Consider the following 25,049-nt stretch of genomic DNA (forward strand, 5'->3'; position numbering starts at 1 on the left):
CCCTCCGACCTGCGAAAACGCCAGATCATGCCGTCTCGGTCAGCACCAGTCAGCGCGGTGCTGGGTCAGCGCCACATCCATCACCTTGACCGCCCGCCCAGTGGCGTCCGGGGTGAGGTGCCCGTACGTGTCCGCCGTCTCCTTGATGCTCGTGTGCCCCAGCCACCGGGACACGTCCGAGTGAACCGCTCCAGGATCGGTGGAGGCTTCGGACTGCGCCGAGTTGGGTGGAGTCGAGTTGCTTGGTCTCAGGCTACTGGCGGGGTGCGGAGTTCGTACTCCACCGGGCTGAGCATGCCCAGGGCGGAGTGCCTGTGCTGTCGGTCATGGAAGATTTCCAGGTACTCAAGGAGCGCGGTGGACAGCTCCAGACGCGTCCGCCACCGTTGGACCGAGGCCCGGAGGCCGGGGAGCTGGTGCAGGTACTCGCGCAGATGGCTCGGAAGGTGCCGTGCGTCGCAATGTGGGCCAGCGCGGCCCCATCCAGCTCGTCCAACACACGCGGCACGCGCGCGTCGTCGTACTCCAAGGTGATCGCCGAGCCGTACCGGTCGGCGAGTTCAGGCACCTCCGCGCCGCCGGTCGCCAGGCGAACCCGGGCACGCTGCCCGGGTCTCCGTGACAGCCTCGTTTTCATGCATCCGTCGATCACTTCCGCTCGCGACGCGGACTTGTTCGCCCTCGGATGTTGTCAGCTCGGTGCGTTCGTGCCCCTGACAGTGCTCACGATGCGCAGTCCAGCCGTTGTGAGACATCTGTTCAACCTGGGTCGTGCCAGATTTCCCATGGTTCCGTCGGAATTCCTGCGCCGGATGCAGGATCGCCTCGCCTTGTCACCGGACCTGCGCCCGTATCTGCCCCTTCCACCCGCCACGGCCTCCCTGCCACTCGACGAGAAACCGAAGACGAGTCTGCAGCGCGGCATCACACGTGCCGCCACGCCGGACCGCACCGATCGCCTGTTTCCCGGCGACATCGCCGTACACCGGCCCGGCGGCGCGCTCAGCCTGGCGAACGGGGCCTCCGGTGTCCTCCTGGCCCAGCACATCGTGGGCACTTAACTGGATCCCCAACACGTTGAATGGCTGGCGCGGGCGGCCCGGCAGGCCCTCGACGACATCCCCTCGGGGCTGTGCGACGGGCTGGCCGGAGCGGCCTGGCTGCTGCACCGCCTGCGTCACCCCGAGACGGCGGACATGGTGAAACGCGTCCTTTCCCGTCCGCTGCCGAGCTCACCGAGCCTCCACGGCGGACTGACGGGCGTCGCCGTCGTCTCGGGCTACGCGCTGATCGCCGCGGCCAACACCTGCGCTCTCGCCCAGCGCGACCGCCGGCCCCGACGCGCCCACCTGCGGGCGCTCGGCCTCGGCCGGGCGCAGTTGCTCCGTTGCGTGCTCTACGAGGTCCTGGGCGCGGCCGCCCTGGGGCTGACGCTGTCGGCCGTCACCGCGTTGGTGTGCCTCACCCCGCTCTCCCGGGCCGTGGGCGAGGGCGTGTTCCCCGCTCTCGACGTTCCGTGGACCACGGGGGTACTCGCCGCCGCGCTCGCGGCCGTGGCCCTTCCCGCCGTACTCGTGGCCCATCCGATGCGGGGCATCAGACAGCAGTTCGCGGGGGACGCCTCATGATCGGTGGCCTGGGCAGGCGGTTCTGGCTGCTCTACAGCGGTGAGTCCGTGTCCGCCGTGGCACCGCGGCCTCCGCCATCGCCCTGCCCGTGGTCACCCTCCACACCACCGGCGACGTCCGGCAAGCGGGGCTGAACAGCACAGCACTGTCCGTCGGTATCGTCCTCGCCCGCCTGCCCGCCGGAGTGATCGCCGACAGGTACGACCACCGGAATCTGCTCCTCGTCAACAATGCAATCGGGGCGGGGCTCCTCGGGACCCTGACCCTCCTCCTGGCCAGGGACACCGCATCGCTCTGGGCGTTGCTCGCGGCGGCTCTGCTGCTTGGCGCGGTCGGCAGCATGCTGGCGCCGGCCGAGACCGCACGGGAGTGTGATCCCGGCGCAAGCGGACTCGGACGGCGGTGACCCTGTGCCGGGTGTGTCATTCGGCCCTGATGTTGTCCACGTACACGACGCCCTTGGTCGCCGCGCCGCTTCCATGGCCGAGGTACAGATTGAACGCCGTCACCTTGGCGAGATGAGCCGCGTCGAGCACGGCTCCGGCGGGTGCGGTGTCCCAGGGAGCGGGCCCGAACTCGCTGAAGGGTGCCCTGACCTCCTGCCCGTTCATGTCGGACAGTTGAACCTGATACCAGAAATCAACTCCGCCGGCGACGATCTGGAGCGCCCCGCCGTTTGCGGAACCGTCGCCCTGCATCCACAGCGCCAGGGACGTGAAGGCGGACCAGTCCGCGACGACCGACTTGCCTATGCCGGTGAACTCGGCGCCGGTGAAGTCGTACGCGTAGGCCAGTCCGTAGGAGCCCGAGGACTTGTGGTCGGGCGACAGGGTGAGGGTGTTGGAGTTGAGATGGGTGTACGCCTCGCTCAGGGCGGCGTCGTCTCCGGCGTATCCCTCGAAGTCGTCGACCCAACCGGCAGGCAGCGGTGCGACCTCGCCGAGGAGGACAACGGCCGAGTCGGTGAGCGTCTTGCCGTCCACCCGCGCGCTCACGGTGAGGGTCACCGAGCGGCTGTTCCGCAAGGCCGCATCGATCGACCAGTCGCCCGAGTAGAAGCCGTCGGCGTCGAGGCACAGCCGTCTGGCGCGTCCGCCGTTCACGGAGTAGGTGACCCGGCTCGCCCTCGCGGGCGTGACACGCACCCGGACGGTGGTCTTGGAGGCCGTCACGCGTTGTCGGTCCGTGGGAGTCACGAGGTGCATGAACGGGGCGTTCCTGACAGCGGTGGTGCGAGCGGAGTACACGCCCCGGAGATCGGCGGCGAACAGGGTGTAGGGGTCCTGGTGGTACTTGACGAAGTCCGGCAGCAGGACGTGGCCCGGGTACGGCACATAAGCGCGCTTGGCGCCTCCGAAGTTGGCCCAGGTGAGCATGAACGTCACCTGACGGGCCAGCGGGTCCGCCTCGACGGCCTGCGACAGCTGGGTGAACCACTGCGGGTTGCGGACCTCGGTACCGCTCTCCCCGAACTCGGTGAAGGCCGGCGCCTTGCCTCGCTCGTTCGCCAGCCGGACCACCATCGCCAGGTCCTTCACCAGACCGTCCAGCCAGGCGGTCGGTCCGGCGTTTTCGTCGTAGGAGTCGTAGCCGAGGATGTCGACGAAACGGTCGCCCGGGTAGGTCTTCAGGTAGCCGGTCGGGTCGCCTCCGAAACTCGAGTTGGGCGAGTAGGCGTAGAGCAGGTTGTGGACGCCCCTGGTGTCACGCAGGTACTCGACGGTGTAGCGGAACAGCTCGATGTACTCGCCCGAGGTGGTGTGGCCGGCGCCCCACCAGAACCAGCCTCCGTTGTTCTCGTGGAAGGGGCGGAAGATGACCGGGATTGCGGTGCCGTCCGGCCTCCGCGCGCCCTTGACCGCCTTCGCGATGCGGTCGAGGAAGGCGTTGAAGTGCGCGTGCTTCGCGCCTCCGGGAAGGATCTGGCTGACCACTCGGCCCGTTGTGTCGTAGAAGTTCTTGCCGGTGACGAAGTTCGGCATGTGGGCGGTGAGGGTGTTGATCCCGCCGCGTGCGTCTCCCTGCCGGATGCACCGGCTGAGCGCGGCGATGTTCTCGGCTTCGGTTCCGTCCTGGACGCCGGGGCGTTCGTCGCCGTCGAGGATGAGGGTGTCCCAGCCGAAGACCGCGGGGTAGTCGCCCACCGCCGCCCTGGTGTCGGACGCCTTGCCGTCGGCAGTGGTGAAGGTGAAGCCGTAGGTGAGGTCGTGCTGGTGACCGAACAGGATGCCTTTGCCCTGCTGCCGCTTCAGGTACGCGAACAGCGCGCGGGTGGCGGGGGTCGCCTTGTCGTCGACGATCCGGACCGGCGTCGGCGCGCCGGCGGGCGCCGTGGGGGAGGTCGCCGCGGCGGCCACCGGTATTCCGGCGCCCGCTGCCATGGCGACCGTGGCGCCGGTGAGGATGAACGCTCGACGCTTCATGGGAGGGTTCGACATGTGCATCTCCTTTGAGGTGGGATCTCCTGCAAGGGGAGGTGACTCACTGGGGTTCGAGTGCACCGCCCCAGGGGGCGGGTGTCGTGGGCCGGGAGCCCCCCGTCGGCGGCGCCGTGCGTCGTCGGGCATGGCGGCGTGCATCGCGTCGGCCATTGCACGCGGCCGCGTCGTCGGGCATGGCGGCGGCCGCCGTTGTCCTATGCCGGGTCGCGGCGTCGCTCAGGTGGCTTGGGGTAGGCGGCCTGCTCAGTCGGCCGTCGTACAGTCGTCGCATTCCGGGGGACGAGCCGTCTTCCACTCCCGAGGGTGCCCAGAGCTGTGAACCGGGCCTGGACGGCCGCAAGCGTTGTTTCCGTAACGGGCTTCGTTGTAGGGGACTTTGAACCAGTCGGTCACCTCGCCCTCGACCAAGTAGCGGCCCGAGGACTGCTTCTCGTAGTACTTCTTCACCGACTGGGCCTTCTTGTCCGTGCCGAAGTACAGCCGCTCGTAGTGATTTTGGCTGTAGTCCGCCTGCCAGGCCGTGGTGTTGTTCTTCGTGCGGTCCGGCTCGGGTATCTGGTTGTGCAGCGGGCGGGGCGCGCCGCCGTAGCGGCTGTCGATCTCGTCACCGAACTCGACCAGGATCGTGAAGATCACGGGACGGGTTTCCTGGGGTGATCACAGGTGTCTCCAGGTCAGCACACAGTCAGCACGGGTAGAGCAAGAGCCCCGGATCACTCCGGGGCTCTAACACTGTGACATGCACGTTTGCCGTCAGGAACGATCGCTGCTAGGTCAGCGTCTCAAGTACCGTCCGCACATAAGTGCCACACTGCCAGGCCCGCCCGTCTCCCGACCACCGCCCGCAACGATGGCGCTACGCGCCGGCCCCCGTCAATCGCGACCCGGAGGAGCCACCGCAGAACATGGAAAGCACCGCAGCCACCTCCCTGGCAAGCCTGTGGGACGAGGTATTCGGCACCCAGCCCGACCCCGACACCTGGGTCGTCATAGTCACCGCGGTCGCCGCGCTCGCGGCGATCGCCCCGCACGGCGTATGGCGGCTCTCACGCAACGCCGTCACCATCGCCCACGAGGGCGGCCACGGCCTGGTCGCGCTGCTCACCGGCCGCACCCTGACCGGCATCCGCCTGCACTCCGACACCAGCGGCCTCACCGTCAGCCGCGGCAAGCCCACCGGCCTCGGCATGATCCTCACCGCCGCCGCCGGCTACACCGCGCCCCCGCTCCTCGGCCTCGGCGGCGCAGCCCTCCTCGGCTCCGGCCGCATCACCCTCCTTCTCTGGCTCGCCACGATCCTGCTGATCGCCATGCTGCTCATGATTCGCAACGCCTACGGCGCCCTGACGGTCGTCCTCACCGGCGGCACCTTCGTGGTCGTCTCCTGGCTGGCGGGCCCCCAGGTCCAGGCGGCCTTCGCGTACGCGGTGGTCTGGTTCCTGCTGCTGGGCGGAGTACGGCCCGCCTTCGAACTTCAGGCCAAGCGCCGCAGGGGAGGAGCGGGCGACTCGGACGCGGACCAGTTGTCGCGCCTGACGCACGTACCGGCGACGGTGTGGCTCCTCATGTTCCACGTGGTGTCGGTGTGTTCTCTGCTCGGTGGCGGCAGGTGGCTCCTGGGAATGTGACAGCGTGTGATGCGCCCCGAAAGGGGCGCATCACACGGGCGCGGCGAGCCGGCACGCTCGACCGCGGACGGCCCGCACCCGCACACGGCGATCACGGGGCACCCCCTTCCGCGCCCGGCCATTAAAGTGGCGGCATGGACCTGAACGCACAGCCCGCCCTCTGGCCCGCCCCCCACGCGAGCGAAGCCGTCGACGCGACGGTCCACGTCCCGGGGTCCAAGTCGGTCACCAACCGCGCCCTCGTGCTCGCCGCCCTCGCGAGCGAGCCCGGCTGGCTGCGCCGCCCCCTCCGCTCCCGCGACACCCTCCTGATGGCCGCCGCGCTGCGCGCGATGGGCGTCGGAATCGAGGAGACCGTGTCGTCCAGCTCCGCCGTGACGGGCGGCTCCGGCGAGGCCTGGCGCGTCCTGCCCACCGGCCTGCGCGGCCCGGCCACGGTCGATGTCGGCAACGCCGGCACGGTCATGCGCTTCCTCCCGCCGGTGGCCGCCCTCGCCGACGGCCCCATCCGCTTCGACGGCGACCCCCGGTCGTACGAGCGCCCCCTGAACGGCGTGATCGACGCCCTGCGCGTGCTCGGCGCCCGGATCGACGACGACGGCCGGGGCGCGCTCCCGCTGACGGTCCACGGCGGGGGTGCCCTGGACGGCGGCCCTGTGGCGATCGACGCGTCCTCGTCCTCGCAGTTCGTGTCGGCGCTCCTGCTGTCCGCCCCGCGCTTCAACCAGGGCGCCGAGGTCCGCCACATCGGCTCGACGCTTCCCTCCCTGCCGCACATCCGGATGACCGTCGACATGCTGCGGTCGGTCGGCGCCCAGGTGGACACCCCGGAGTCGGGCGGCGAACCGAACGTCTGGCGGGTCACGCCGGGTGCCCTGCTCGGCCGCGATCTGACGATCGAGCCGGACCTGTCGAACGCCCAGCCGTTCCTGGCGGCGGCCCTGGTCACCGGCGGCAAGGTCGTCATCCCCGACTGGCCCGCGCGCACCACCCAACCCGGTGACCGGCTCCGCGAGATCTTCACGGAGATGGGCGGCATCTGCGAACTGACCGAGTACGGCCTGGTGTTCACCGGTTCGGGTTCGGTCCACGGCATCGACGTGGACCTGAGCGAGGTCGGCGAGCTGACCCCCGGCATCGCGGCGGTCGCCGCCCTCGCCGACTCCCCCTCGACCCTGCGCGGCGTCGCCCACCTCCGCCTCCACGAGACGGACCGCCTGGCCGCGCTCACCAAGGAGATCAACGAACTCGGCGGCGACGTCACCGAGACCGCCGACGGCCTCCACATCCGCCCCCGGCCCCTGCACGGCGGTGTCTTCCACACCTACGACGACCACCGCATGGCCACCGCCGGTGCGATCATCGGCCTGACCGTGGAGGGTGTGCGGATCGAGAACGTGGCGACGACGGCCAAGACGCTGCCGGACTTCCCCGAGCTGTGGACCGGGATGCTCGGGAAGAACTGACGGGCGGACCGGGATCATGCGCCGTTACGGCAAGCACACCGACGAGGACGACATCCGCAGCCGCCCGAACCGCAAGGGCAACCGTCCCCGTACGAACATCCGCCCGAAGCACGAGGACGCCGCCGAGGGCATGGTCCTCACCGTCGACCGGGGTCGGCTGACCTGCCTCGTCGATGACCGGGTCGTCTTCGCGATGAAGGCCCGTGAACTGGGCCGCAAGGCCGCGGTCGTCGGCGACACCGTCGCCCTCGTCGGCGACCTCTCCGGCAAGAAGGACACCCTCGCCCGGATCGTCCGCATCACCGACCGTACGTCGGTCCTGCGCCGCACGGCCGACGACGACGACCCGTACGAACGCGTCGTCGTCGCCAACGCCGACCAGCTCGCCATCGTGACGGCCCTCGCCGACCCCGAGCCCCGCCCCCGCCTCATCGACCGCTGTCTGGTGGCGGCGTACGACGGCGGCCTCACCCCCCTGCTGGTCATGACCAAGTCGGACCTGGCCTCGCCCGACAAGCTCCTTGAGCTCTACGGCCACCTGGACATCCCGTACGTGGTGACGAGCCGCCAGGAACTGGAGGACGGCGACGCCGCCGACCGCGTACGCGAACACCTCGGCGGCAGGATCACGGCGTTCGTGGGCCACTCGGGCGTGGGCAAGACGACCTTGGTGAACGCCCTCGTTCCCGAGGAGCGACGCCGCACGACGGGCCTTGTGAACGCCGTGACGGGCCGTGGCCGGCACACCACGACCTCGGCGCTGGCCCTCCCACTGGCGGACTCCCACGGCGGCTGGGTGGTGGACACCCCGGGCGTACGGTCCTTCGGGCTGGCCCACGTCGACCCCTCCCGGGTCATCAACGCCTTCCCGGACCTGGTGCCGGGCACGGAGGGCTGCCCGCGTGCGTGCAGTCACGACGAGCAGGACTGCGCGCTGGACCAGTGGGTGGCGGACGGGCACGCGGACCCCGCCCGGCTCTACTCCCTGCGCCGACTCCTCGAGACACGAGAACGGCGGGAAGGCGACTGACCTCCGCGTTGTTTGCGCCCCGGCCCACCCGGTAAGTGCATAATCGCACCACGTCGGATCCAGGGCGGGCGAGACCACCGAAGCGGTCACGGAGCGTGGGGACACGGGAGGACGAGACATGGCGTGGCTGCTGGTGGTGGTGGCGGGGCTGCTGGAGACCGGGTTCGCCGTCTGTCTGAAGCTCTCCCACGGCTTCACCAGACTCTGGCCCACGGTCGCCTTCGTCGTCTTCGCACTCGGCAGCTTCGGCCTGCTGACCCTCGCCCTGAAGAAACTCGACGTCGGCCCGGCCTACGCCGTCTGGACCGGCATCGGCGCGGCCGGCACGGCGATCTACGGAATGGTCTTCCTCGGTGACGTCGTGTCCACCCTGAAGATCGTCTCGATCACGCTGGTGATCGTGGGCGTCGTGGGGCTGCAGCTGTCGGGATCGGCGCACTAGGGCGGGTTTCGAAAGGCCCGTCTGGCACGCGACGCCTGGCACGGCACCTCGCCGCGTTGCCGGGATCGCCCGCGTACGCCCAGTACGCGGGCGACCCTCCGCCTTGCGACGCACCGCACCAGACGCCGCGAGCCCCGCCCTCCGGGCGGACGACGCTACAGTCGAAACACGCCCTGGAAGGCCGATGAAGATCTTGCTCCGGCCGCCCGGCTCGCCCCGGATCGCCGGTAAATGTCAATCGGCGTGAATGGGTGCAAGCCGGGCGCAATTTCAAGATCTTCAGGGCACTTCCAGTGCCGCGACAGGTGACGTTCGCCCGTCAAGGAGCGGTGTCCGTCGGACTTTCGGCCGGTGCGGCGAGAGGGCGTGCCCGGGCGTCGCGACGGGGCGAGAGTCGCCTGCCGTGGCGCTAGTTCCCGCCCGGCCACAGGTGGTTGAGAGGCCGGCTCAGCTGGCGGGGCAGCGCGGTCCGTACGAGGTCCGCGACTCCGCCCTCACCCGGGGGCGCCGCCACGCAGGACAGGGCGAGGCGGACGGCGAGTTCACAGGAACGGGCCAGCTCCGTCGTCTCCGACTTGGGAGTGCCGGGCGCGGTCAGCACGGCGACGGCGCGCTCGCGCACCAGGGCCACGAAGTCGGCGGGTGCGGGCAGCGGCCCGTCCGCGCGGCGCTGCGCGGGCACCACGGAGGACGAGGGCACCGCCGAAAGCGTCGGAAAGGGCAGGCGCTCGCTCCAGCAGCCGGTGAGCATGGCGCGAACCAGCGCGTTCCTCCGGCTGGCGACCACGGTCCACTCGGCGGTCGCGGCCAGCCGGTCCCGGGTGTCCGCGGGGGTGGTCAGCGCCCGGTCGACGCCCGCCAGATAGCCGTCCGCTTCCCTCCGGACCAGGGCCCTGGCAAGCCCGTCCTTGCTGCCGAACTCGTTGTACAGCGTCTGGCGTGACACTCCGGCCACCGCCGCCACGTCCACCATGCGCACGGCGGACCACGGCCGGCGCACCAGCGCCGTGTAAGCGGCGTCCAACAAGGATTCCCGCGCTGCAGGCATCATCGCCTCCCTGAAAGCGAGCGGCGGCTCTGGCCCTCACATTTGACGCGCATCAAGTCACTGTCAAGGGTTCACGACGGGCCCCCAGGGGCGCACACCGGCCAACGTGCGCGGCCCCCTCCACCCCTCCCACCACAACACCACACCCTCGCACCCTTCACTGCCCGAAGCGACGCAACAACCCCCGTCAGGACAGCAGCACAGACACATGTGCCCGCCACCGTCCCGCCCATGCCACGACCGCCTGACACCCCCGATCACACCCACCGCGGCCCTTCCGGAACAACACCCGCCCAGCAGCCGCCCACTCGTCCCGCGAAAGCCACCCGCCGACACTCCGGCCAACTACACCCCCGGAACGACACCCGCCCGAGGGCGCAGGCGGCGCCCCGTGGACGCCGGGCCGCGTGACCGACCCCCGCCCGGCACCAGCCGCCGGGCGCCCTCCCGACCCCCGCCCGAGCCCACGCCCCAACGGACCACCAGCCCCCGGTAGCCCCGTAGCGACCTCGACAGATACCGTTCGCCACATGGCCGACTACCTCGACGACCTCCGATTCGCCCACGTCCTCGCGGACGCCGCCGACGCGACCACGATGGCCCGCTTCAAGGCCCTCGACCTGAAGGTCGAGACGAAGCCGGACATGACCCCGGTGAGCGAGGCCGACAAGGCCGCCGAGGAACTGATCCGCGGCCAACTCCAGCGCGCCCGCCCCCGCGACGCGATCCTCGGAGAGGAATACGGCGTCGAGGGCACCGGCCCCCGCCGCTGGGTCATCGACCCCATCGACGGCACCAAGAACTACGTCCGGGGCGTCCCCGTCTGGGCCACCCTGATCTCCCTGACGGAGGCGGCCGAGGGCGGCTACCAGCCCGTCGTCGGCGTCGTCTCCGCCCCCGCCCTGGGCCGCCGCTGGTGGGCGGCGAAGGGCGGGGGCGCCTTCACCGGCCGCAGCCTCAGCTCGGCCTCCCGCCTGCACGTCTCCCGCGTCGCCGAACTGCCGGACGCCTCGTTCGCGTACTCCTCCCTCAACGGCTGGGAGGACCGAGGCCAGCTGAACGGCTTCCTGGACCTGACCCGCGAGGTGTGGCGCACGCGCGCGTACGGCGACTTCTGGCCGTACATGATGGTCGCCGAGGGCTCGGTGGACATCTGCGCCGAACCCGAGCTCTCCCTCTGGGACATGGCCGCCAACGCGATCATCGTCACCGAGGCGGGCGGCAGCTTCACCGGCCTCGACGGCCGCCCCGGCCCGCACAGCGGCAACGCGGCGGCCTCGAACGGCCTCCTCCACGACGAACTGCTGGGATATCTGAACCAGCGCTACTGAACCGATCCCGCAGATTTCCGCAGATTTCCGCAGATTTCCACTGATGCGCACGGGCCCCTGCGTGCTATCAGGGCGCCCCCGAACTGACCACGCACGCCCCCTTGTTGACCTCCGCTTTGCCTGCCACATTGAGAGTCCCCCGTTTGTGCACTTGTGCAGTGCTCAAGCAGCGGTCACGAGGCGCCTCCGGCGCCGGGCCTGAGCTATCTGCCCCGGGGAATTCCTAGGAGGTGGCTGAACTCCATGCTCGTCCGCGACGCCATGAGCACAGTGGTCCTCACCATCGGCCCCGATCACACCCTCCGCCAGGCCGCCGCGCTGATGTCGGCACGCCGGATCGGCGCGGCCGTCGTCCTCGACCCCGACGCCGGCGGACTCGGCATCCTGACCGAACGCGACGTCCTCAACTCCGTGGGCCTCGGCCAGAGTCCCGACAGCGAGCGGGTCCACGACCACACCACCACCGACGTCGTGTTCGCCGCGCCGTCCTGGACCCTGGAGGAAGCAGCCCGCGCCATGACCCACGGCGGTTTCCGCCATCTGATCGTCCTCGACCGCGGCGCTCCCATCGGGATCGTCTCGGTCCGCGACATCATCCGCTGCTGGACACCTGCCCGACAGCACGCACCGGCGTAGCCCCCGGCGGGCACACCAGCGCGCGGCACACGGACGGGCCGGAACCTCCTGCGAGATTCCGGCCCGTCCTCAACGACAAGCGGTCCAACCTTGGCCGGCCGCACAGGGCCTGGACGGCGACCTCCAGGCGCCTGCTGAGCCTCCACCAACGGATTCCGGTCTCATATTGGATAAAATCCAAGTCGAGTCAAGCTCCAAAGTCACACCTGTTCGGGATCTGTCGCCCCGTGCTGTTAGGCTGACCGGTATGAGTGACCTTCTGGAGCGGCTGCGCGGACGCGGATGGCGTATGACCGCGCAGCGACGTGTCGTGGCGGAGGTCCTCGAGGGCGAACACGTCCATCTGACGGCCGACGAGGTACACGCGCGCGCTGTCGCCAAGCTGCCCGAGATCTCCCGGGCGACCGTCTACAACACCCTCGGCGAGCTGGTCTCCCTCGGTGAGGTGCTGGAAGTCGCGACGGACAAGCGGGCCAAGCGGTACGACCCGAACGCACACCGCCCGCACCATCACCTGGTCTGCGCCCAGTGCGGCACCATCCGCGACGTCCACCCCACCGGCAATCCCCTCACCGACCTCCCCGCCTCCGAGCGCTTCGGGTTCACCGTCTCGGACGTGGAGGTCACCTACCGGGGCGTCTGCCCGCACTGCGCGGCAGCCTAGTCCCGACGCGCCGGACGCTCCCCGTACAGCCAGGTGACACACTCAGGGCCCGGAACCTTATCGGTTCCGGGCCCTGAGTCTTCAGTAGCGGGGACAGGATTTGAACCTGCGACCTCTGGGTTATGAGCCCAGCGAGCTACCGAGCTGCTCCACCCCGCGTCGTTGAACCCAACAGTACGTGCACCTCAGGGACCAGCGCAAATCCATTGCGCCCCACGCTCCGTCATGGCGCGCCCCCACCCCCTGCCAGCCCCGGCAGAGGCGCACCCCTCGGGTCCGGCCCAGCACGCCCTTACGCCGACAACTCGTCCCGCAACGCATCCCGCAACCGCGCCGCCCGCTCGGCAACCTCCGCCGGCCCGAGCGCCACGGCCCGGTCGGCCCACCGCTTCCCCTCGACCAGCTCCCCCCGACGCGCGCAGACGAGGGCAAGCCGCAAAGCCGCCCGCCCATGCCCCGCATCGGCGGCTCGGGCCCACCACACGGCAGCCTCCGGCTCGCTCCCCTCCCGAGCCAGCAGCAGCCCCAGATTGAACGCACCGTTCCGCGACCCGGACTCCGCCGCCACCCGGTACCACCGCGCCGCCTCGACCACGTCACCGCGCGCCGCCGCCAGCATCCCGACCCGCACCTGCGCCCGCCGATGCCCCTGCGACGCCGCTCTCTCGTACCACTCCTCGCACTCGTTCTTCTCCCGCACCGGCTCCCCCAGCTCATGCGCGGGCGCAGGCGGCCGACGCGCGTCGAGCACGGCGGCCAGCCGGTACGCGGCCTCCGCGCTGCCCCCGCCCGCGGCACACCGCAGATGCCGCTCGGCGGCCCGCTCGTCGCCGTCCCGCAGTCGCGCGATGGCGACCTGGAGCGCCGCCTCGGTGTGCCCGGCGGCGGCTGCCCGCTCGTACCAGACGAGCGCCTTGACGTCGTCGCCCCGCCCGGCGAACAGGATGCCCAGGTTGAAGGCGGCGTCCACGCTGCCCGCCTCCGCGGCCTTGGAGAACCACGGCTCGGCCCCGGACGCGTCACCGACCTGGAGCAGCAGGATGGCCAGCGCGTTCGCGGCCTCCCGGTGCCCGGCGTACGCGGCGCGCCGGTACCACTGCTCGGCCTGCGCGGTCCGCCCCTGCTCGGCACAGAGCAGCCCGAGGTTGTAGGCGCCGTTGATGTCACCGGCGTCCATCGCGGCCCGGTACCACCGCTCGGCAGTCTGGGTCTCGCCGCGCTCGGCGTGCAGCGCGCCCAGGGCGTTGGCCGCGTTGCCGTCGCCGTTCTGGGCGGCCCGCAGCCACCACACGGCCGCGCTCTCGGTGTCGCCCGCGTCCCGCAGCAGGAACCCGAGCGCGCACGCGGCGCGCGGCTCGCCGTCCCTGGCGGAGGTCAGGTACCAGCGCCCGGCCTCCTTGAGCTCGCCGCGCCGCTCCAGGATCGCCCCGAGGTGCAGCGCGGCCCGCCGGTGCCCGCGCGCGGCGGCCTGGCGGTACCACTGTTCGGCCTCCTCGGCTGCGGTCGGTCCGACACCGTTGTCAGCGTCGGGCTCCCCCGCGCGGACGGCTGGGGCACGGCCCCCACGGACGACGGGCCGGCCCCCACGGCTCGCGCCGCCGATCTCGAACGCCGCACGTGCGATGCGGCGCCCCTCGCGCACGGCGGCACGCTCCTCCTGCTCCGCACGCTGGTCCAGTGCCCGCGCGAGCCGGTACGCGGCCTCACGGTGGCCGCGCTGGGCGGCGACCCGCATCCACCCCTCGGCAGCGGTGTCGCTGCGGTGCTCCAGCAGGTCGGCGAGGGCGTATGCGCCCAGCGCGTGGCCGTGCTCGGCGGACTGGCGCAGCCAGTACTCGGCGGCCGGTTCGTCGCCGCGCTCACGGTGGTGGCGACCGAGGGCGTGTGCGGCCGCGGCGGAACCCGCGACAGCGGCGGTCCGCCACCAGCCGGCCGCCTCGTCGGGGTATCCGCGCTGGTGCAGCAGGACACCCAGGTTGTTGGCGGCGGCGCGGTCCCCGGCGGCGGTGGCGGCGCGCAGATAGGGCTCGGCCCCGTCGAGGTCACCACGGCGCAGCAGCATGGCGCCGAGGACGCTCATCGCCTCGGTGCCGCCCTTCTCGGCGGCGAGCCGCTGCCGGGCCTCCTCGACGGCGTCCCCCGTCTCGTCCGGGTCTGCGGACTGCGCGGAGTCGGCCGGCTGCAGCGCACGGCCGGCGGACGCCGTGAGTTCGGCGGTCAGTACGGACTCGGCCGAGGACCCGGGCTCGGCGGGCACCACAAAATCGACAGGCGGCGCAAAGTCGGCATGCTGCGCAAACCGCCCTGTCGCCAACAGAGTTGCCTTGTCCCCCATAACGTCCATCGTCGCACCACCTGCAACCTGGGTACACCTGGTATACCGCAGCCATTGAGGTCACTACAGCGTTTTGTCGACTTGCCCACAGAGCGACAAGTCAAACACAGATTTCCCCACTCCCCCTGCAACACGTCGAAGGCCCGGATCCTTTGGAGGATCCGGGCCTTCAACTTCAGTAGCGGGGACAGGATTTGAACCTGCGACCTCTGGGTTATGAGCCCAGCGAGCTACCGAGCTGCTCCACCCCGCGCCGTTGCTCAGCAACCGTACCACGGCGCGGGGTGGGACTCTGAATCAGCCGCCTCCGGAGCCCTCGTCACCGCTCTGGTCGCTGTTCTCGCCGGTGTCGCCGCCGGTCCCGTCGGTCGCGGCCTGTGCCTCCTCGGCACGCTTCAGCGCGTCCTCCAGCTCCTGTTGGGCCCGGCCGTACGCCTCCCAGTCGCCGTCCTTGAGCGCCTGCTGGCCCTCGTCGAACGCCTTCTGGGCCTCCTCCAGGGCCTGTTGGACCGTCGGGTCGCCGGACGTCGGCGGCTCGTCGGTGCCCTCGTCGCCGTCGTCCGCCGGTGGCTCGGTGGTGGAACCCTCGGTTTCGAACACCTTGTTGAGCGCCTCGTCGAGGGTGTCCTCGAAGGCCGTGTTGCCGCCGTAGGTGACCAGGACCTTGCGCAGCAGCGGGTACTTGAGTCCGCCGCCTCGCACGTAGACGGGCTCCACGTAGAGCAGTCCGCCGTCGAGCGGGACCGTCAGGAGGTTGCCGTACTCGACCTCCGAGTCGCCGCGCCTCAGGAGACTGATGGTCTCGGCGATGTCCTGCTCGGAGTTGAACTGGCTCTGGACCTGTTTGGGTCCCTCGATGGCCTCGCTCGTCGGCACCTTCAGGATTCTGATCCTGCCGTAGTCCTTGGTGCCCGCTTCGGCGTTGACCGACATGAAACCGCTGAGGTTGTCACGGCCGTTCGGGGTGAACGTCGTGGTCAGCGAGAATTCCTGCTCCTGCACACCCGGCATCTTCATGCTCAGGTAGTACGGCGGCACCGCGTTGCCCGAGGTGTTGGTCGGATCGTCCGGGACCTGCCACACCTCACTGCCACTGAGGAAGGTGTCGGCGTCCTTGACGTGGTACCGGGTCAACAGCTCGCGCTGGACCTTGAACAGGTCCTGCGGATACCGCAGATGGGCCATCAGCGAGTCCGAGATGTCGTTCTTCGACTCCACCGTGCCCGGGAATGCCTTCATCCAGGTCTTCAGGACAGGGTCCTGGGTGTCCCACTGGTAGAGCTCGACCTCACCCGTGTACGCGTCGACGGTCGCCTTCACCGAGTTGCGGATGTAGTTGACCTGGTTCTCCTGGGCCACCACCGCGCGCTGGCTGTTGTCCGCGGTCAGCGAGTCGGCCGTCGTGTCGCCCAGGGTGGTGCGGGAGGCGTACGGATAGCCGTTGGTGGTGGTGTACGCGTCGACGATCCACTGGATCTTCCCGTCGACGACGGCCGGGTAGGCGTCGCCGTCGATCGTCAGCCAGGGGGCGACCGCCTCGACGCGTTCCTTGGGTGTGCGGTTGTACAGGATCCGTGAACCCTCGCCGATGGCTCCGGAGTAGATGATCTGCGGCTCGTTGAATGCCACCGCGTACGCGGCCCGGTTGACCGGGCTGGAGAGGTTGACCCCGCCGTCGCCCGTGTAGCTGGTGGTCTTCTCACCGGTGTCGTCGGAGTAGTCGATCTCCTTCTGGGGACCGCCGACGATGGAGTACTGGGTGGTCTTCTCGCCGTAGTAGACCCGCTGCTGGTACTCGCCCAGTTCGCCCTTGGACGGCAGGTCGGACTCAGTGAACACCGGACGGCCGCCGGAGGTGGCCTCGGTGCCCTTGGCGGCGACCACGCCGAAGCCGTGGGTGTAGCGGAAGTGGTCGTTGATCCAGTTGTTCTTCGGAATGCCGGCGAGGTTCAGCTCACGCAGGCCGATGACCGTGTCCTGCTCCGAGCCGTCCTCGCCGCTGTACCGGTCGACGTCCAGGTTGGCGGGGAACGCGTAGTAGTTCCTCATCTGCTGGAGCTGCTGGAACGTCGGTGAGACGACGTTCGGGTCGAGCATGCGGATGCTCGCCGTGGTGTCGGCGTCCGCGCGGAGCTTGGCCTTGTCGGTGGTGTTGCTGGTGCCCGAGTACTCCTGGACGTCCGTCCCGTCGATGCCGTAGGCCTGCCGGGTGGCCACCAGGTTCTTCTCGACATACGGCGCTTCCTTGGCCTGCTCGTTCGGCTGGACCTGGAACTTCTGGACGATCGCCGGGTACAGCCCGCCGATGAGGATCGCGGAGAGCACCATCAGGCCGAAGCCGATGACCGGCAGCTGCCAGGTGCGCCGCCAGATGGTGGCGAAGAACAGCAGTGCGCAGATGACGGCGATGCAGAACAGGATCGTCTTGGCCGGCAGATACGCGTTCGCGTCGACGTACCTGAGGCCCGTCCAGTTTCCCGTCGCCTTGAAGTCGCTGGACTTCACCGCGAGACCGTACCGGTCGAGCCAGTAGGCGACCGCCTTCAGGGCGACGAAGATGCCGATGAGCACCGACAGGTGCCCGGTGGCCGCGGCCGTGGCGCGCGCGCCCGGGGAGGTGACCCTGAGGCCGCCGTACAGGTAGTGCGTGAGTGCGGCGGCGATCACCGAGAGCACGGCGGCGGCGAAGCCGAAGCCGAGCAGGAAGCGGTACCAGGGCAGGTCGAAAGCGTAGAAGGCGACGTCCAGGTCGAACTGGGGGTCCTTCTGGCCGAACGGCACTCCGTTGACCCACATCAGCCAGGTGCGCCACTGCCCGGAGGCGGAGGCGCCGGCGATGAGGCCCACCAGGGAGGCGATCCCGAGGAGCAGCCACTTCTTGTAGGGCGCGATGCCCATGCGGTACCTGTCGAGGCTCTGCTGTTCCATCGACATGGCGCTCAGTGGTGGCCGCAGCCGGTGCGCCAGCCAGATGTTGAAGCCGACCGAGGCCGACATCAGCAGACCGAAGATGAAGAAGAGCCCGATCTTGGTCCACAGGGTGGTGGTGAAGACGGACGAGTACTTCACCGACCGATACCAGAGCCAGTCCGTCCAGAACCCCGCGAACATGACGAACGCCATGCCGAGGACGGCAAGGACGCCCAGCGTCATGAGCAGCGTCCGGACACGTCGGGACGGTCGGCCCACTCTGATTCGCGGCCCCGTCGGGCCTCCGCCGCGGTCCGGCATCTGGAAAGCCAAGGTGCGCACCTCGAAGTTCGCTGTCGATCCATCAGGCCCGCGTCTACGGACCCTCCAGCGGGCCCCATGGTCGTAGGGGCCTCACCTATGCAACTTACTCACGCTTTACTCGGTTCCCAGATCCGGGAACGAACGAGGCAGGATTGTGACCATGTCCAACACTCCCATGGCAGCGAACCCCCTCACCCGGGCGGTGCTCGAAATCGACGAGTACGCCTCGGGCCTCGGCTGGGACCAGCCCACTCGCCTCTTCGCCCTCGTGGATACCGCGCGTCTGCGGTCCCAGGAACCCGCCCTCGCGGCCCAGCTAGGCCTCCAGGACGCGTCCGAGTCCGCGGGCCTCACCCCGATCGAGCAGGACGAGATCCCCGCCGGCAAGGCGCTGGACGACTTCCTCGGCACCATCGCCTGGCCCGACGCGGTGGTCGGCTGCGCGCTGACCGTGGAGCGGCTGATGCTGCCGCCGTCCGCCGAGGCGTCCGTCCCCGAGAACCTCGACGGGTCCCGCCTCACCCAGTGGGTCGCCTCCCACCCGGACCGTCAGGAGGTCCGTATGACGGTGGCCGTCCTCCGTGACGGCTCCCGCGACTCCGCCCTGCGCCTGCGCGACAAGGACACCCCGACCGAAGTCCTCACCGGCCCCGAACTCGTACCGGGCCTGGCGGAGGCCCTGTCCGCGACCTTCGTGGACTGATCTCCGGCCGTACGGCGTTGGGGGTGCCCCGGCTTCGAGGGCACCCCCACGCGCGCGTGCACGTCCGTCTGCGTCAGCCCTCGATGGTGCACTTCGGCAGGTCGGCGGTGTCGCCGGAGCGGATGTCCTTGAGGGCGCCGAGCGCGTCCTCGATGGTGTCGACCTTGACGAGGGTGAGTCCGTCCGGGGTGTCCTTGGCGGCCGAGGCGCAGTTGTCCTCGGGCGTCAGGAAGTACTGGGCGCCCTTGTCGCGCGCGCCGACCGTCTTCATCTCGATGCCGCCGATGGGGCCGACCCTGCCCTCGTCGTCGATCGTGCCGGTGCCGGCCACGAACGTGCCGCCCGTCAGATTGCCCGGCGTCAGCTTGTCGTAGATACCGAGGGCGAACATCAGTCCGGCGCTCGGGCCGCCGACGTCGGCGAGCTTGATGTCGATGGTGAACGGGAAGGTGTGGTCGGTTCCGGCGGAGATCCCGACGATGGCCCGCTCCTCGCCCGAGTCGTCGGACCTGGCCGTGGTGATCGTGACCTTCTCGGTCTCGGTCGCCGTCCTGTTCGCCTTCTCGGCGGCGGCCTGCGCCTTGGCGGGCACGATGACGAAGTCGACGTCCTCGCCCGGCTTGTGCCGGGTGACGAGTTTCGCGACGTCCTCGGGGACCTTGACCGCCGTACCGTCGACGGACTTGATCACGTCACCGGCGTGCAGCTTGCCCTCTGCCGGGGAGTCCTTGAGGACGGTGGAGACGATCACCCAGGACTTCACCGGGATGTCCAACTGCTTCAGGGCCGCGACCTTGGCGCTCTCCTGGGACTGGCTGAACTCCTCCGCGTTCTCCTGGGTCGACTGCTCCTCGGTCTTGCCGTCCGGGTACAGCGTGTCGTGCGGAACGACCTTGTTGTCGTGCGCAAGCCAGCCGTACACGGCCTCGACGAGGTTCATCCTGTAGTCGGCGCTGGTGACCCTGACCGTCGTCATGTTGAGGTGGCCGGTCGCCGCATACGTCTTACGCCCGGAGATCTGCAGCACCGGCTCGCCGTCGTGCTCCCCGAGCGTGTTCACCGTCGGCCCCGGTGACATCTCCGCATAAGGCACGGGAATGAACACTCCCGCGCACAGGAGCGCGATCAGCATCAGGGTGGAGGCGAGCATCGTCGCGGTGCGGCGTGGCATGGAACGACAGTACGGGACAGGCTATAAGTGCACTGCCGGGGCCGTCCGTCCGGGGCGACGGCGAAGCCGCCCGCGCTGGCCCCTGGGGCGTGTTTCGAAAGTCCCACGCGGGCGGCCCTCCGCCTTGCGGCACACCGCACCAGACGCCGCGAGCCCGCCCTCCGGACGGACGACGCTACTTTCGAAAATCGACCTTCTAGCCGCCGGAGTGGGACCGCTCCATGGCCTCGCGGAAGCGCGAGTAGCCCGCGAGCTCGGTGCCGTCCTCGATGGTCCTGCGGTTACGGCCGACCCAGCCACCCCACAGTCCGGCACCGATCGCAGCCACAAGTGGAATCAGCAACCAGGCGAGCGCCGCCATGCCGACCTCCCAACCCCTCAAGCGACCGCAACTGACTGATCAGCAGATTATCCGTCTACTCCGTCAACGCTCGCGCCGGGGGGCGGGTTACGCAACCGGAACGCGCACGGATGCATTCCGGTCGGCTTCAGCAGGCCCCCACCCATTGCTCCGTACCGTCGGAGAACTTCTGACGCTTCCAGATGGGCACCTCGTGCTTCAGATCATCGATGAGTTTCCGGCACGCCTCGAAGGCTTCGCCCCGGTGCGGACACGACACGGCGACGACCACGGCCAGGTCCCCGACCTTCAGGTCCCCCACCCGGTGCACGGCCGCGAGCGCCCGCACCGGATACTCCGCGACCACCGCCTCCGCGATCCGCCGCATCTCGGCTTCGGCCGTCGGATGACACGAATAGCCGAGCTCGTCCACATCGGCTCCCCCGTCGTGATTCCGCACGGTGCCCACGAACAGCGCGGTCCCCCCGGCCGCGTCGTCCCCCACCGCCCGGAACACCTCGTCCACGGAGAGCACCGTCTCCCGAACACCGATCAGCCTGACGGGCTTCTCAGCCCCCCGCTCACCGGGATGATCATCATTCACTGCCATACCCCCATCGTGCCCCACCCGCCCCCGACCCGACATGGTCGAAACAGCGCACGCGCGCGCGTGGGGGCTTGGAGTCTCGTACAGCCACGCACTATCGCGGGCAGTCGTGCCGCCGGCGCGGCACCGGTGGACGCGGCGGCACCGGCAAGCGCCGGTGACCGAAACCCACCCCCGCCCGGCCCCGGCGAAGGCGCACCCTCAGATCCGCCGCCGAGCCTTCCGGGCCCGCCGTACCAACGCCGCCGTACCCAGGAGCGCGACCGTCGCACCCGCGGCGCCCGCCGCCGTCGCGTCCTTGCGCCCCAGCCGTCGTCCCGCCACGGTGTGCCGCCCCGCGACCTCCTCCAGCAGCTCCGCGAGCACTTCCTCGTTCGTCCACAGGGGCCGCCACCCTGCCTCGTGCAGCCGGCTCCCGCTGACGACCCACGGATACATCGTGTACGCCAGATCCCCGGCCGGCGATGGCGTCAGCCCGATCCGGTGCAGCCGGGCCGCGGCGCCGAGCGCGACCGCGGACGGCAGCTCCATGCGCCGGATCCCGCTGAGCTCCTCGACCTCCTCCTGCTCCAGCCACCCCTCGCACCCGACGGCCAGCTCCCCGTCGACCTTCTCCAGGACGGCGTACTCCAGCGCTCCGCACAGGTCTTCGACGTGACAGAACTGCCAGGCGGGCCGCGACCCGGCCACCACCAGTAGCCGAGGCGACTCGAAATACCTGGTCAGCGCTGTGTCCGTGCCCCCGACGAGGACGGCCGGCCGTACGACCGTGACATTGAGGCCCGGGTGGGCGCGCGGCGCCCGGCGCGCGAGCCGCTCGATCTCCAGCAGATCGCCGACGCCGGTGGCCTCGGCGGTCGCCCGCAGCTCGGCGTCCTCCAGGAGCGGCAGTTCGTTGTCGGGCAGTGCTCCGTAGACCATCGCCGAGGTGCACAACACGACCCGGTGCACCCCGGCGGCGGCCGCCGCCGTGAGCACGGTCTGAGTGCCGCGCACGTTGTACGCGCTGCGGGCCGCCGAGTCCGCGCCCAGGTCGAGGTCGACCGCGAGGTGCACCACGACATCCGCCCCGCGCAGCTTCTCGGCGATGGCCGGGTCCCGCACGTCCAGGATGTGCCACTGGGCGGACGCGCACTCGCCGCGCCGCTCGTCGATGGCGATGACCTGCCGGATCTCTTCGGAGTCGGCGAGCCGCTCGGCGAGCAGCGCTCCGACGCCGGACGCGGCACCGGTGACCGCGACGACGGGCCCGCGCGCGGCGGGACTGGTTGAGTGGTTTCGCGCTGCGCGAACCTGCGGATCTGGGGAACTCACCGGGCGTCTCCAGCGGTTGTCTTCAGTACGAACGCGCGTGACGCGTGCGTACCAGGTGGCATCCATCCTGCCGCAGGCCTTCGGTCGGCGGAGCACCGAGGCCTTAACCCGCCGTAGTGTCTACGCTGGATGGTGTTCGGGCAGCCGTGCCGTCGGAGAAAACCCGATGGCCCTATCAGCCGAGGAATCCCGTGAGTGACACCCCATTCGGATTCGGCCTTCCGCCGGAGGAGCCGGACGACGGCGACGAGGGCAAGAAGAAGGACCAGGAGAGCGGTGGTGGTCAGGGACCGGCCAACCCGTTCGGCTTCGGGTTTCCCGGTGCCGGCGGCCCCGGCGCCGACAATCCGTTCGCCGCGATGTTCGGTTCCATGAACCCCACCGACCTGGGCGCCGCCTTCCAGCAGCTGGGCCAGATGCTCTCGTACGAGGGCGGTCCGGTGAACTGGGACATGGCCAAGCAGATCGCCCGCCAGACGGTCTCCCAGGGGACCGCGGACGGCACGAAGGACGCGAGCATCGGCCCCGCCGAGCGCACCGCCGTCGAGGAGGCCGTCCGCCTGGCCGACCTGTGGCTGGACGACGCGACGTCCCTGCCGTCCGGCGCCGGCTCCGCCGTGGCGTGGAGCCGCGCGGAGTGGGTGGAGGCGACCCTGCCCGCCTGGAAGGAGCTCGTCGACCCGGTGGCCGAGCGGGTCGGCGGCGCCATGGGCGACATCCTGCCGGAGGAGATGCAGGCCATGGCCGGCCCGCTGATCGGCATGATGAAGTCGATGGGCGGCGCCATGTTCGGCCAGCAGATCGGCCAGGCCGTGGGCGTGCTCGCGGGCGAGGTTGTCGGCTCGACCGACGTCGGCCTGCCGCTCGGCCCGGCCGGCAAGGCCGCGCTGCTGCCGCTGAACGTGGCGGCGTTCGGCGAGGACCTGGGCGTCGCCACGGACGAGGTGCGGCTCTACCTGGCCCTGCGCGAGGCCGCCCACCAGCGGCTCTTCGCCCATGTCCCGTGGCTGCGCTCGCACCTGTTCGGCGCGGTCGAGGGCTACGCGCGCGGGATCAAGGTCGACACGGCCAAGCTGGAGGACGTGGTCGGCCAGTTCGACCCGCAGAACCCCGAGGAGCTGCAGCAGGCGCTCCAGCAGGGCATGTTCCAGCCGGAGGACACTCCGGAGCAGAAGGCCGCCCTGGCTCGTCTGGAGACGGCACTGGCGCTGGTGGAGGGGTGGGTGGACGCGGTGGTGCACGCCGCCGCCAAGCCGCGACTGTCGTCCGCGGACGCCCTGCGCGAGACGCTGCGCCGCCGGCGCGCCACCGGCGGTCCGGCCGAGCAGACCTTCGCCACGCTCATCGGCCTGGAGCTGCGCCCCCGCCGCCTGCGTGACGCCTCCCGCCTGTGGGCCTCCCTCACGGACGCGCGCGGTGTCGACGGCCGTGACGCCCTGTGGGCCCACCCGGACATGCTGCCCACCGCCTCCGACCTGGACGACCCGGACGGCTTCGTCCACCGAGAGCAGCTGGACTTCTCCGAGCTGGACAAGATGCTCGGCGAGGCCGCGGGCGGCTCCACCGACAAGCCTGATCCGAAGCAGAAGGACGACGACACCGAGTGAGCCTGCACGACGACGCGGTCCTCGTACTGAAGAGCTACGAGGACCAGGCCGAGCTGCGCCAGGCGTATCTGGACCATCTGGCGGCCCACCCGGACGGCATGTGGAAGGCGTGCGGCGCCGGGCACATCACGGCGAGCAGCCTGGTGATCGACCCCGAGCGCGGGCAGGTGCTGCTCACCCTCCACAAGAAGCTGCGCATATGGCTCCAGATGGGCGGCCACTGCGAGCCCGAGGACACCACCCTGGCGGACGCGGCCCTGCGCGAGGCGACGGAGGAGTCCGGCATCGCGGGTCTGACGCTCCTGCCGGGTGGCCCGGTCCGCCTCGACCGCCATGAGACCCCGTGCGCCTGGCACCTGGACGTCCAGTACGCGGCTCTCGCCCCCGCCGGAGCCGTGGAGGTGATCAGCGACGAGTCCCTCGACCTGCGCTGGTTCCCCTACGACGAGGTGGCGACCGTGGCCGACGAGTCGGTCGTACGGCTGCTGGAGGCCACGCGGGCGCGGCTCTGAGCCGCTCTTCCGTGTGGATCCGTCCACGATCGGTGTGAAGCCGACGGGTTCCGTAAAGGCCCCCGCTGGGGGGACGGACCCGTGAGGGTGACCGCCATGGACGGTCGCCCCTACGGGTCCTTGCCCGGACTGATCCCGCGTGGGTGATCAGTTGCGGCTGCCCCCGAGGGAGTTCCCGGTCAGTCCGGCGGAGCCCATGCCGAACTGTCCGAGGACCCCGGACGTACGCAGGTGCTGCGGCGGCAGCAGTTCGCTCGGCTGTACGAGGACGTGTCCGTGGCCGGAGAAGTGCATCTCCCAGCCCTCACCGGTGGAGCCCCGGCGGCGCCACACGGCGGAGGTGGAGGTCGGCGCCTGGAGCTGTGTGCGCAGTGACGTGGACCAGGCGATGACGGCGTCCGAGTCGACGCAGACGTTCTTCTCGGGGGTCACTTCGAGGGTCAGCGGCTCGCCCGAGGTCATCAGGACCACCTTGCCGTCACCGGAGAGCTCCAGGTTGTACGCCCCCGCCGAGGCCACCTCGACGGCGCTGTCCACGGCGACGATGCCGACGTTGAGCGAGCCGTCGAAGGCGAGTACGGCGGAGGAGTCGACGGTGATGCCGTTGCCGGCCTCCATGATGTGCAGGTACTGCGCGAAGTTGGCGAGATAGACGATCCCGTTGCCCTTGCAGCGCATGAGTTCGAGCCGCTCACCGGTCATCCGCTCGGCATTGCGCCAGCTGCGGTTGCGGTACTGGCTGTCGAAGTCGACCTGCCCCTCGAAGGCGGCCATCGCGCCCTGGCGGGCCAGGACGGGGCTGCTGCCGATCGTGACGTCGGTCTTGAGCAACTGGGGGTTCTGCAGTGTGTAGCGCTCCGTGTGGTTCACCGGAATGTGCGCGAAGAGTGTGCTGTGCATGGGGTGCTGTTC

The 25,049-nt window shown here is 70.2% G+C and carries 23 protein-coding genes, 2 tRNA genes and 1 pseudogene; 13 read left to right on the forward strand and 13 right to left on the reverse strand.

All coding sequences use genetic code 11. The features are described from left to right. Nucleotides 1-39: 39 nt before the first annotated feature. Entirely contained in the window at nucleotides 40-174 is a 135-nt protein-coding gene (locus WBG99_RS11145; RefSeq protein ID WP_338896175.1) for a hypothetical protein, read from the reverse strand. Nucleotides 175-326: 152 nt separating this feature from the next. On the opposite strand from WBG99_RS11145, the gene WBG99_RS11150 reads away from it, so the two are divergent. From WBG99_RS11150 to WBG99_RS11160, 3 genes are all read left to right on the forward strand, one after another. Then, nucleotides 327-1,061, forward strand: coding sequence for a hypothetical protein (locus WBG99_RS11150; RefSeq protein ID WP_338900588.1), 735 nt, complete (start codon nucleotides 327-329; stop codon nucleotides 1,059-1,061). Between the two features lie 135 nt (nucleotides 1,062-1,196). Further along, nucleotides 1,197-1,628 carry an FtsX-like permease family protein gene (locus WBG99_RS11155; RefSeq protein WP_338896176.1) on the forward strand — a complete coding sequence of 144 codons (432 nt, stop codon included), beginning with the start codon at nucleotides 1,197-1,199 and terminating at the stop codon, nucleotides 1,626-1,628. Nucleotides 1,629-1,704: 76 nt separating this feature from the next. After that, nucleotides 1,705-2,034 carry an MFS transporter gene (locus tag WBG99_RS11160; RefSeq protein ID WP_338900293.1) on the forward strand — a complete coding sequence of 110 codons (330 nt, stop codon included), beginning with the start codon at nucleotides 1,705-1,707 and terminating at the stop codon, nucleotides 2,032-2,034. A gap of 16 nt (nucleotides 2,035-2,050) precedes the next feature. Here the strand turns inward: WBG99_RS11160 and WBG99_RS11165 are convergent, their stop codons facing one another. Next, nucleotides 2,051-4,066: a glycosyl hydrolase gene (locus WBG99_RS11165; protein WP_338896177.1), complete on the reverse strand. Its 2,016-nt coding sequence runs from the start codon at nucleotides 4,064-4,066 to the stop codon at nucleotides 2,051-2,053. A 336-nt stretch (nucleotides 4,067-4,402) separates the two neighbouring features. After that, nucleotides 4,403-4,702 (reverse strand): annotated as a pseudogene (locus tag WBG99_RS11170) (immune inhibitor A domain-containing protein); the annotation flags it as partial. Nucleotides 4,703-4,974: 272 nt separating this feature from the next. On the opposite strand from WBG99_RS11170, the gene WBG99_RS11175 reads away from it, so the two are divergent. The 4 genes from WBG99_RS11175 to WBG99_RS11190 all read left to right on the forward strand — a co-directional run bounded on the left by WBG99_RS11175 (nucleotide 4,975) and on the right by WBG99_RS11190 (nucleotide 8,635). After that, complete coding sequence (locus WBG99_RS11175; RefSeq protein ID WP_338896178.1) at nucleotides 4,975-5,697, forward strand: M50 family metallopeptidase; 723 nt, start codon at nucleotides 4,975-4,977, stop codon at nucleotides 5,695-5,697. 134 nt (nucleotides 5,698-5,831) lie between these two features. Further along, the gene (gene aroA / locus WBG99_RS11180; protein WP_338896179.1) at nucleotides 5,832-7,163 is read left to right on the forward strand and encodes a 3-phosphoshikimate 1-carboxyvinyltransferase; all 1,332 of its coding nucleotides are present in this window, start codon (nucleotides 5,832-5,834) and stop codon (nucleotides 7,161-7,163) included. A gap of 16 nt (nucleotides 7,164-7,179) precedes the next feature. Further along, a complete protein-coding gene (rsgA, locus tag WBG99_RS11185) occupies nucleotides 7,180-8,193 on the forward strand; it encodes a ribosome small subunit-dependent GTPase A (protein WP_338896180.1) in 1,014 nt (337 codons plus the stop codon). 118 nt (nucleotides 8,194-8,311) lie between these two features. Next, nucleotides 8,312-8,635, forward strand: coding sequence for a multidrug efflux SMR transporter (locus WBG99_RS11190; protein ID WP_338896181.1), 324 nt, complete (start codon nucleotides 8,312-8,314; stop codon nucleotides 8,633-8,635). A 409-nt stretch (nucleotides 8,636-9,044) separates the two neighbouring features. Here the strand turns inward: WBG99_RS11190 and WBG99_RS11195 are convergent, their stop codons facing one another. Further along, entirely contained in the window at nucleotides 9,045-9,683 is a 639-nt protein-coding gene (locus tag WBG99_RS11195; RefSeq protein ID WP_338900294.1) for a TetR/AcrR family transcriptional regulator, read from the reverse strand. A gap of 530 nt (nucleotides 9,684-10,213) precedes the next feature. Here WBG99_RS11195 and hisN point away from each other — a divergent pair. From hisN to WBG99_RS11210, 3 genes are all read left to right on the forward strand, one after another. Then, on the forward strand, nucleotides 10,214-11,014 hold the full coding sequence (gene hisN / locus WBG99_RS11200) for a histidinol-phosphatase (RefSeq protein WP_338896182.1): 801 nt from the start codon (nucleotides 10,214-10,216) through the stop codon (nucleotides 11,012-11,014). A gap of 243 nt (nucleotides 11,015-11,257) precedes the next feature. Beyond that, nucleotides 11,258-11,650, forward strand: a complete 393-nt coding sequence (locus WBG99_RS11205) for a CBS domain-containing protein (protein ID WP_338896183.1) — start codon at nucleotides 11,258-11,260, stop codon at nucleotides 11,648-11,650. Between the two features lie 247 nt (nucleotides 11,651-11,897). Further along, entirely contained in the window at nucleotides 11,898-12,314 is a 417-nt protein-coding gene (locus WBG99_RS11210; RefSeq protein WP_338896184.1) for a Fur family transcriptional regulator, read from the forward strand. 85 nt (nucleotides 12,315-12,399) lie between these two features. Here the strand turns inward: WBG99_RS11210 and WBG99_RS11215 are convergent. The 4 genes from WBG99_RS11215 to WBG99_RS11230 form a co-directional block, all read right to left on the reverse strand. Beyond that, nucleotides 12,400-12,473 (reverse strand) — tRNA-Met (locus tag WBG99_RS11215). Nucleotides 12,474-12,606: 133 nt separating this feature from the next. After that, nucleotides 12,607-14,658, reverse strand: a complete 2,052-nt coding sequence (locus tag WBG99_RS11220) for a tetratricopeptide repeat protein (RefSeq protein ID WP_338896185.1) — start codon at nucleotides 14,656-14,658, stop codon at nucleotides 12,607-12,609. Between the two features lie 170 nt (nucleotides 14,659-14,828). Next, nucleotides 14,829-14,902, reverse strand: a tRNA-Met gene (locus WBG99_RS11225). A 44-nt stretch (nucleotides 14,903-14,946) separates the two neighbouring features. Continuing rightward, the gene (locus WBG99_RS11230; protein WP_338900296.1) at nucleotides 14,947-17,880 is read right to left on the reverse strand and encodes a UPF0182 family protein; all 2,934 of its coding nucleotides are present in this window, start codon (nucleotides 17,878-17,880) and stop codon (nucleotides 14,947-14,949) included. Nucleotides 17,881-18,043: 163 nt separating this feature from the next. Here WBG99_RS11230 and WBG99_RS11235 point away from each other — a divergent pair, with 163 nt between their 5' ends. Then, nucleotides 18,044-18,586, forward strand: coding sequence for a PPA1309 family protein (locus WBG99_RS11235; protein ID WP_338896186.1), 543 nt, complete (start codon nucleotides 18,044-18,046; stop codon nucleotides 18,584-18,586). A gap of 73 nt (nucleotides 18,587-18,659) precedes the next feature. Here the strand turns inward: WBG99_RS11235 and WBG99_RS11240 are convergent, their stop codons facing one another. From WBG99_RS11240 to WBG99_RS11255, 4 genes are all read right to left on the reverse strand, one after another. Continuing rightward, nucleotides 18,660-19,757, reverse strand: coding sequence for a PDZ domain-containing protein (locus WBG99_RS11240; RefSeq protein ID WP_338896187.1), 1,098 nt, complete (start codon nucleotides 19,755-19,757; stop codon nucleotides 18,660-18,662). A gap of 196 nt (nucleotides 19,758-19,953) precedes the next feature. Next, nucleotides 19,954-20,118 carry a hypothetical protein gene (locus tag WBG99_RS11245; protein WP_338896188.1) on the reverse strand — a complete coding sequence of 55 codons (165 nt, stop codon included), beginning with the start codon at nucleotides 20,116-20,118 and terminating at the stop codon, nucleotides 19,954-19,956. A 127-nt stretch (nucleotides 20,119-20,245) separates the two neighbouring features. Then, on the reverse strand, nucleotides 20,246-20,707 hold the full coding sequence (locus WBG99_RS11250; RefSeq protein WP_338896189.1) for a molybdenum cofactor biosynthesis protein MoaE: 462 nt from the start codon (nucleotides 20,705-20,707) through the stop codon (nucleotides 20,246-20,248). Between the two features lie 198 nt (nucleotides 20,708-20,905). Then, nucleotides 20,906-22,018, reverse strand: coding sequence for an SDR family oxidoreductase (locus WBG99_RS11255; protein ID WP_338896190.1), 1,113 nt, complete (start codon nucleotides 22,016-22,018; stop codon nucleotides 20,906-20,908). Nucleotides 22,019-22,209: 191 nt separating this feature from the next. Here WBG99_RS11255 and WBG99_RS11260 point away from each other — a divergent pair, with 191 nt between their 5' ends. Next, nucleotides 22,210-23,625 carry a zinc-dependent metalloprotease gene (locus tag WBG99_RS11260; protein WP_338896191.1) on the forward strand — a complete coding sequence of 472 codons (1,416 nt, stop codon included), beginning with the start codon at nucleotides 22,210-22,212 and terminating at the stop codon, nucleotides 23,623-23,625. After that, nucleotides 23,622-24,137 carry an NUDIX hydrolase gene (locus WBG99_RS11265; protein ID WP_338896192.1) on the forward strand — a complete coding sequence of 172 codons (516 nt, stop codon included), beginning with the start codon at nucleotides 23,622-23,624 and terminating at the stop codon, nucleotides 24,135-24,137. The genes WBG99_RS11260 and WBG99_RS11265 overlap by 4 nt, the downstream gene beginning before the upstream one ends. Before the next feature lie 147 nt (nucleotides 24,138-24,284). Here WBG99_RS11265 and WBG99_RS11270 read toward each other — a convergent pair whose 3' ends face one another. Continuing rightward, nucleotides 24,285-25,037: an AIM24 family protein gene (locus WBG99_RS11270; protein ID WP_338896193.1), complete on the reverse strand. Its 753-nt coding sequence runs from the start codon at nucleotides 25,035-25,037 to the stop codon at nucleotides 24,285-24,287. Nucleotides 25,038-25,049: the final 12 nt, after the last annotated feature.

It is taken from the genome of Streptomyces sp. TG1A-60, assembly GCF_037201975.1.
Lineage (GTDB): Bacteria > Actinomycetota > Actinomycetes > Streptomycetales > Streptomycetaceae > Streptomyces.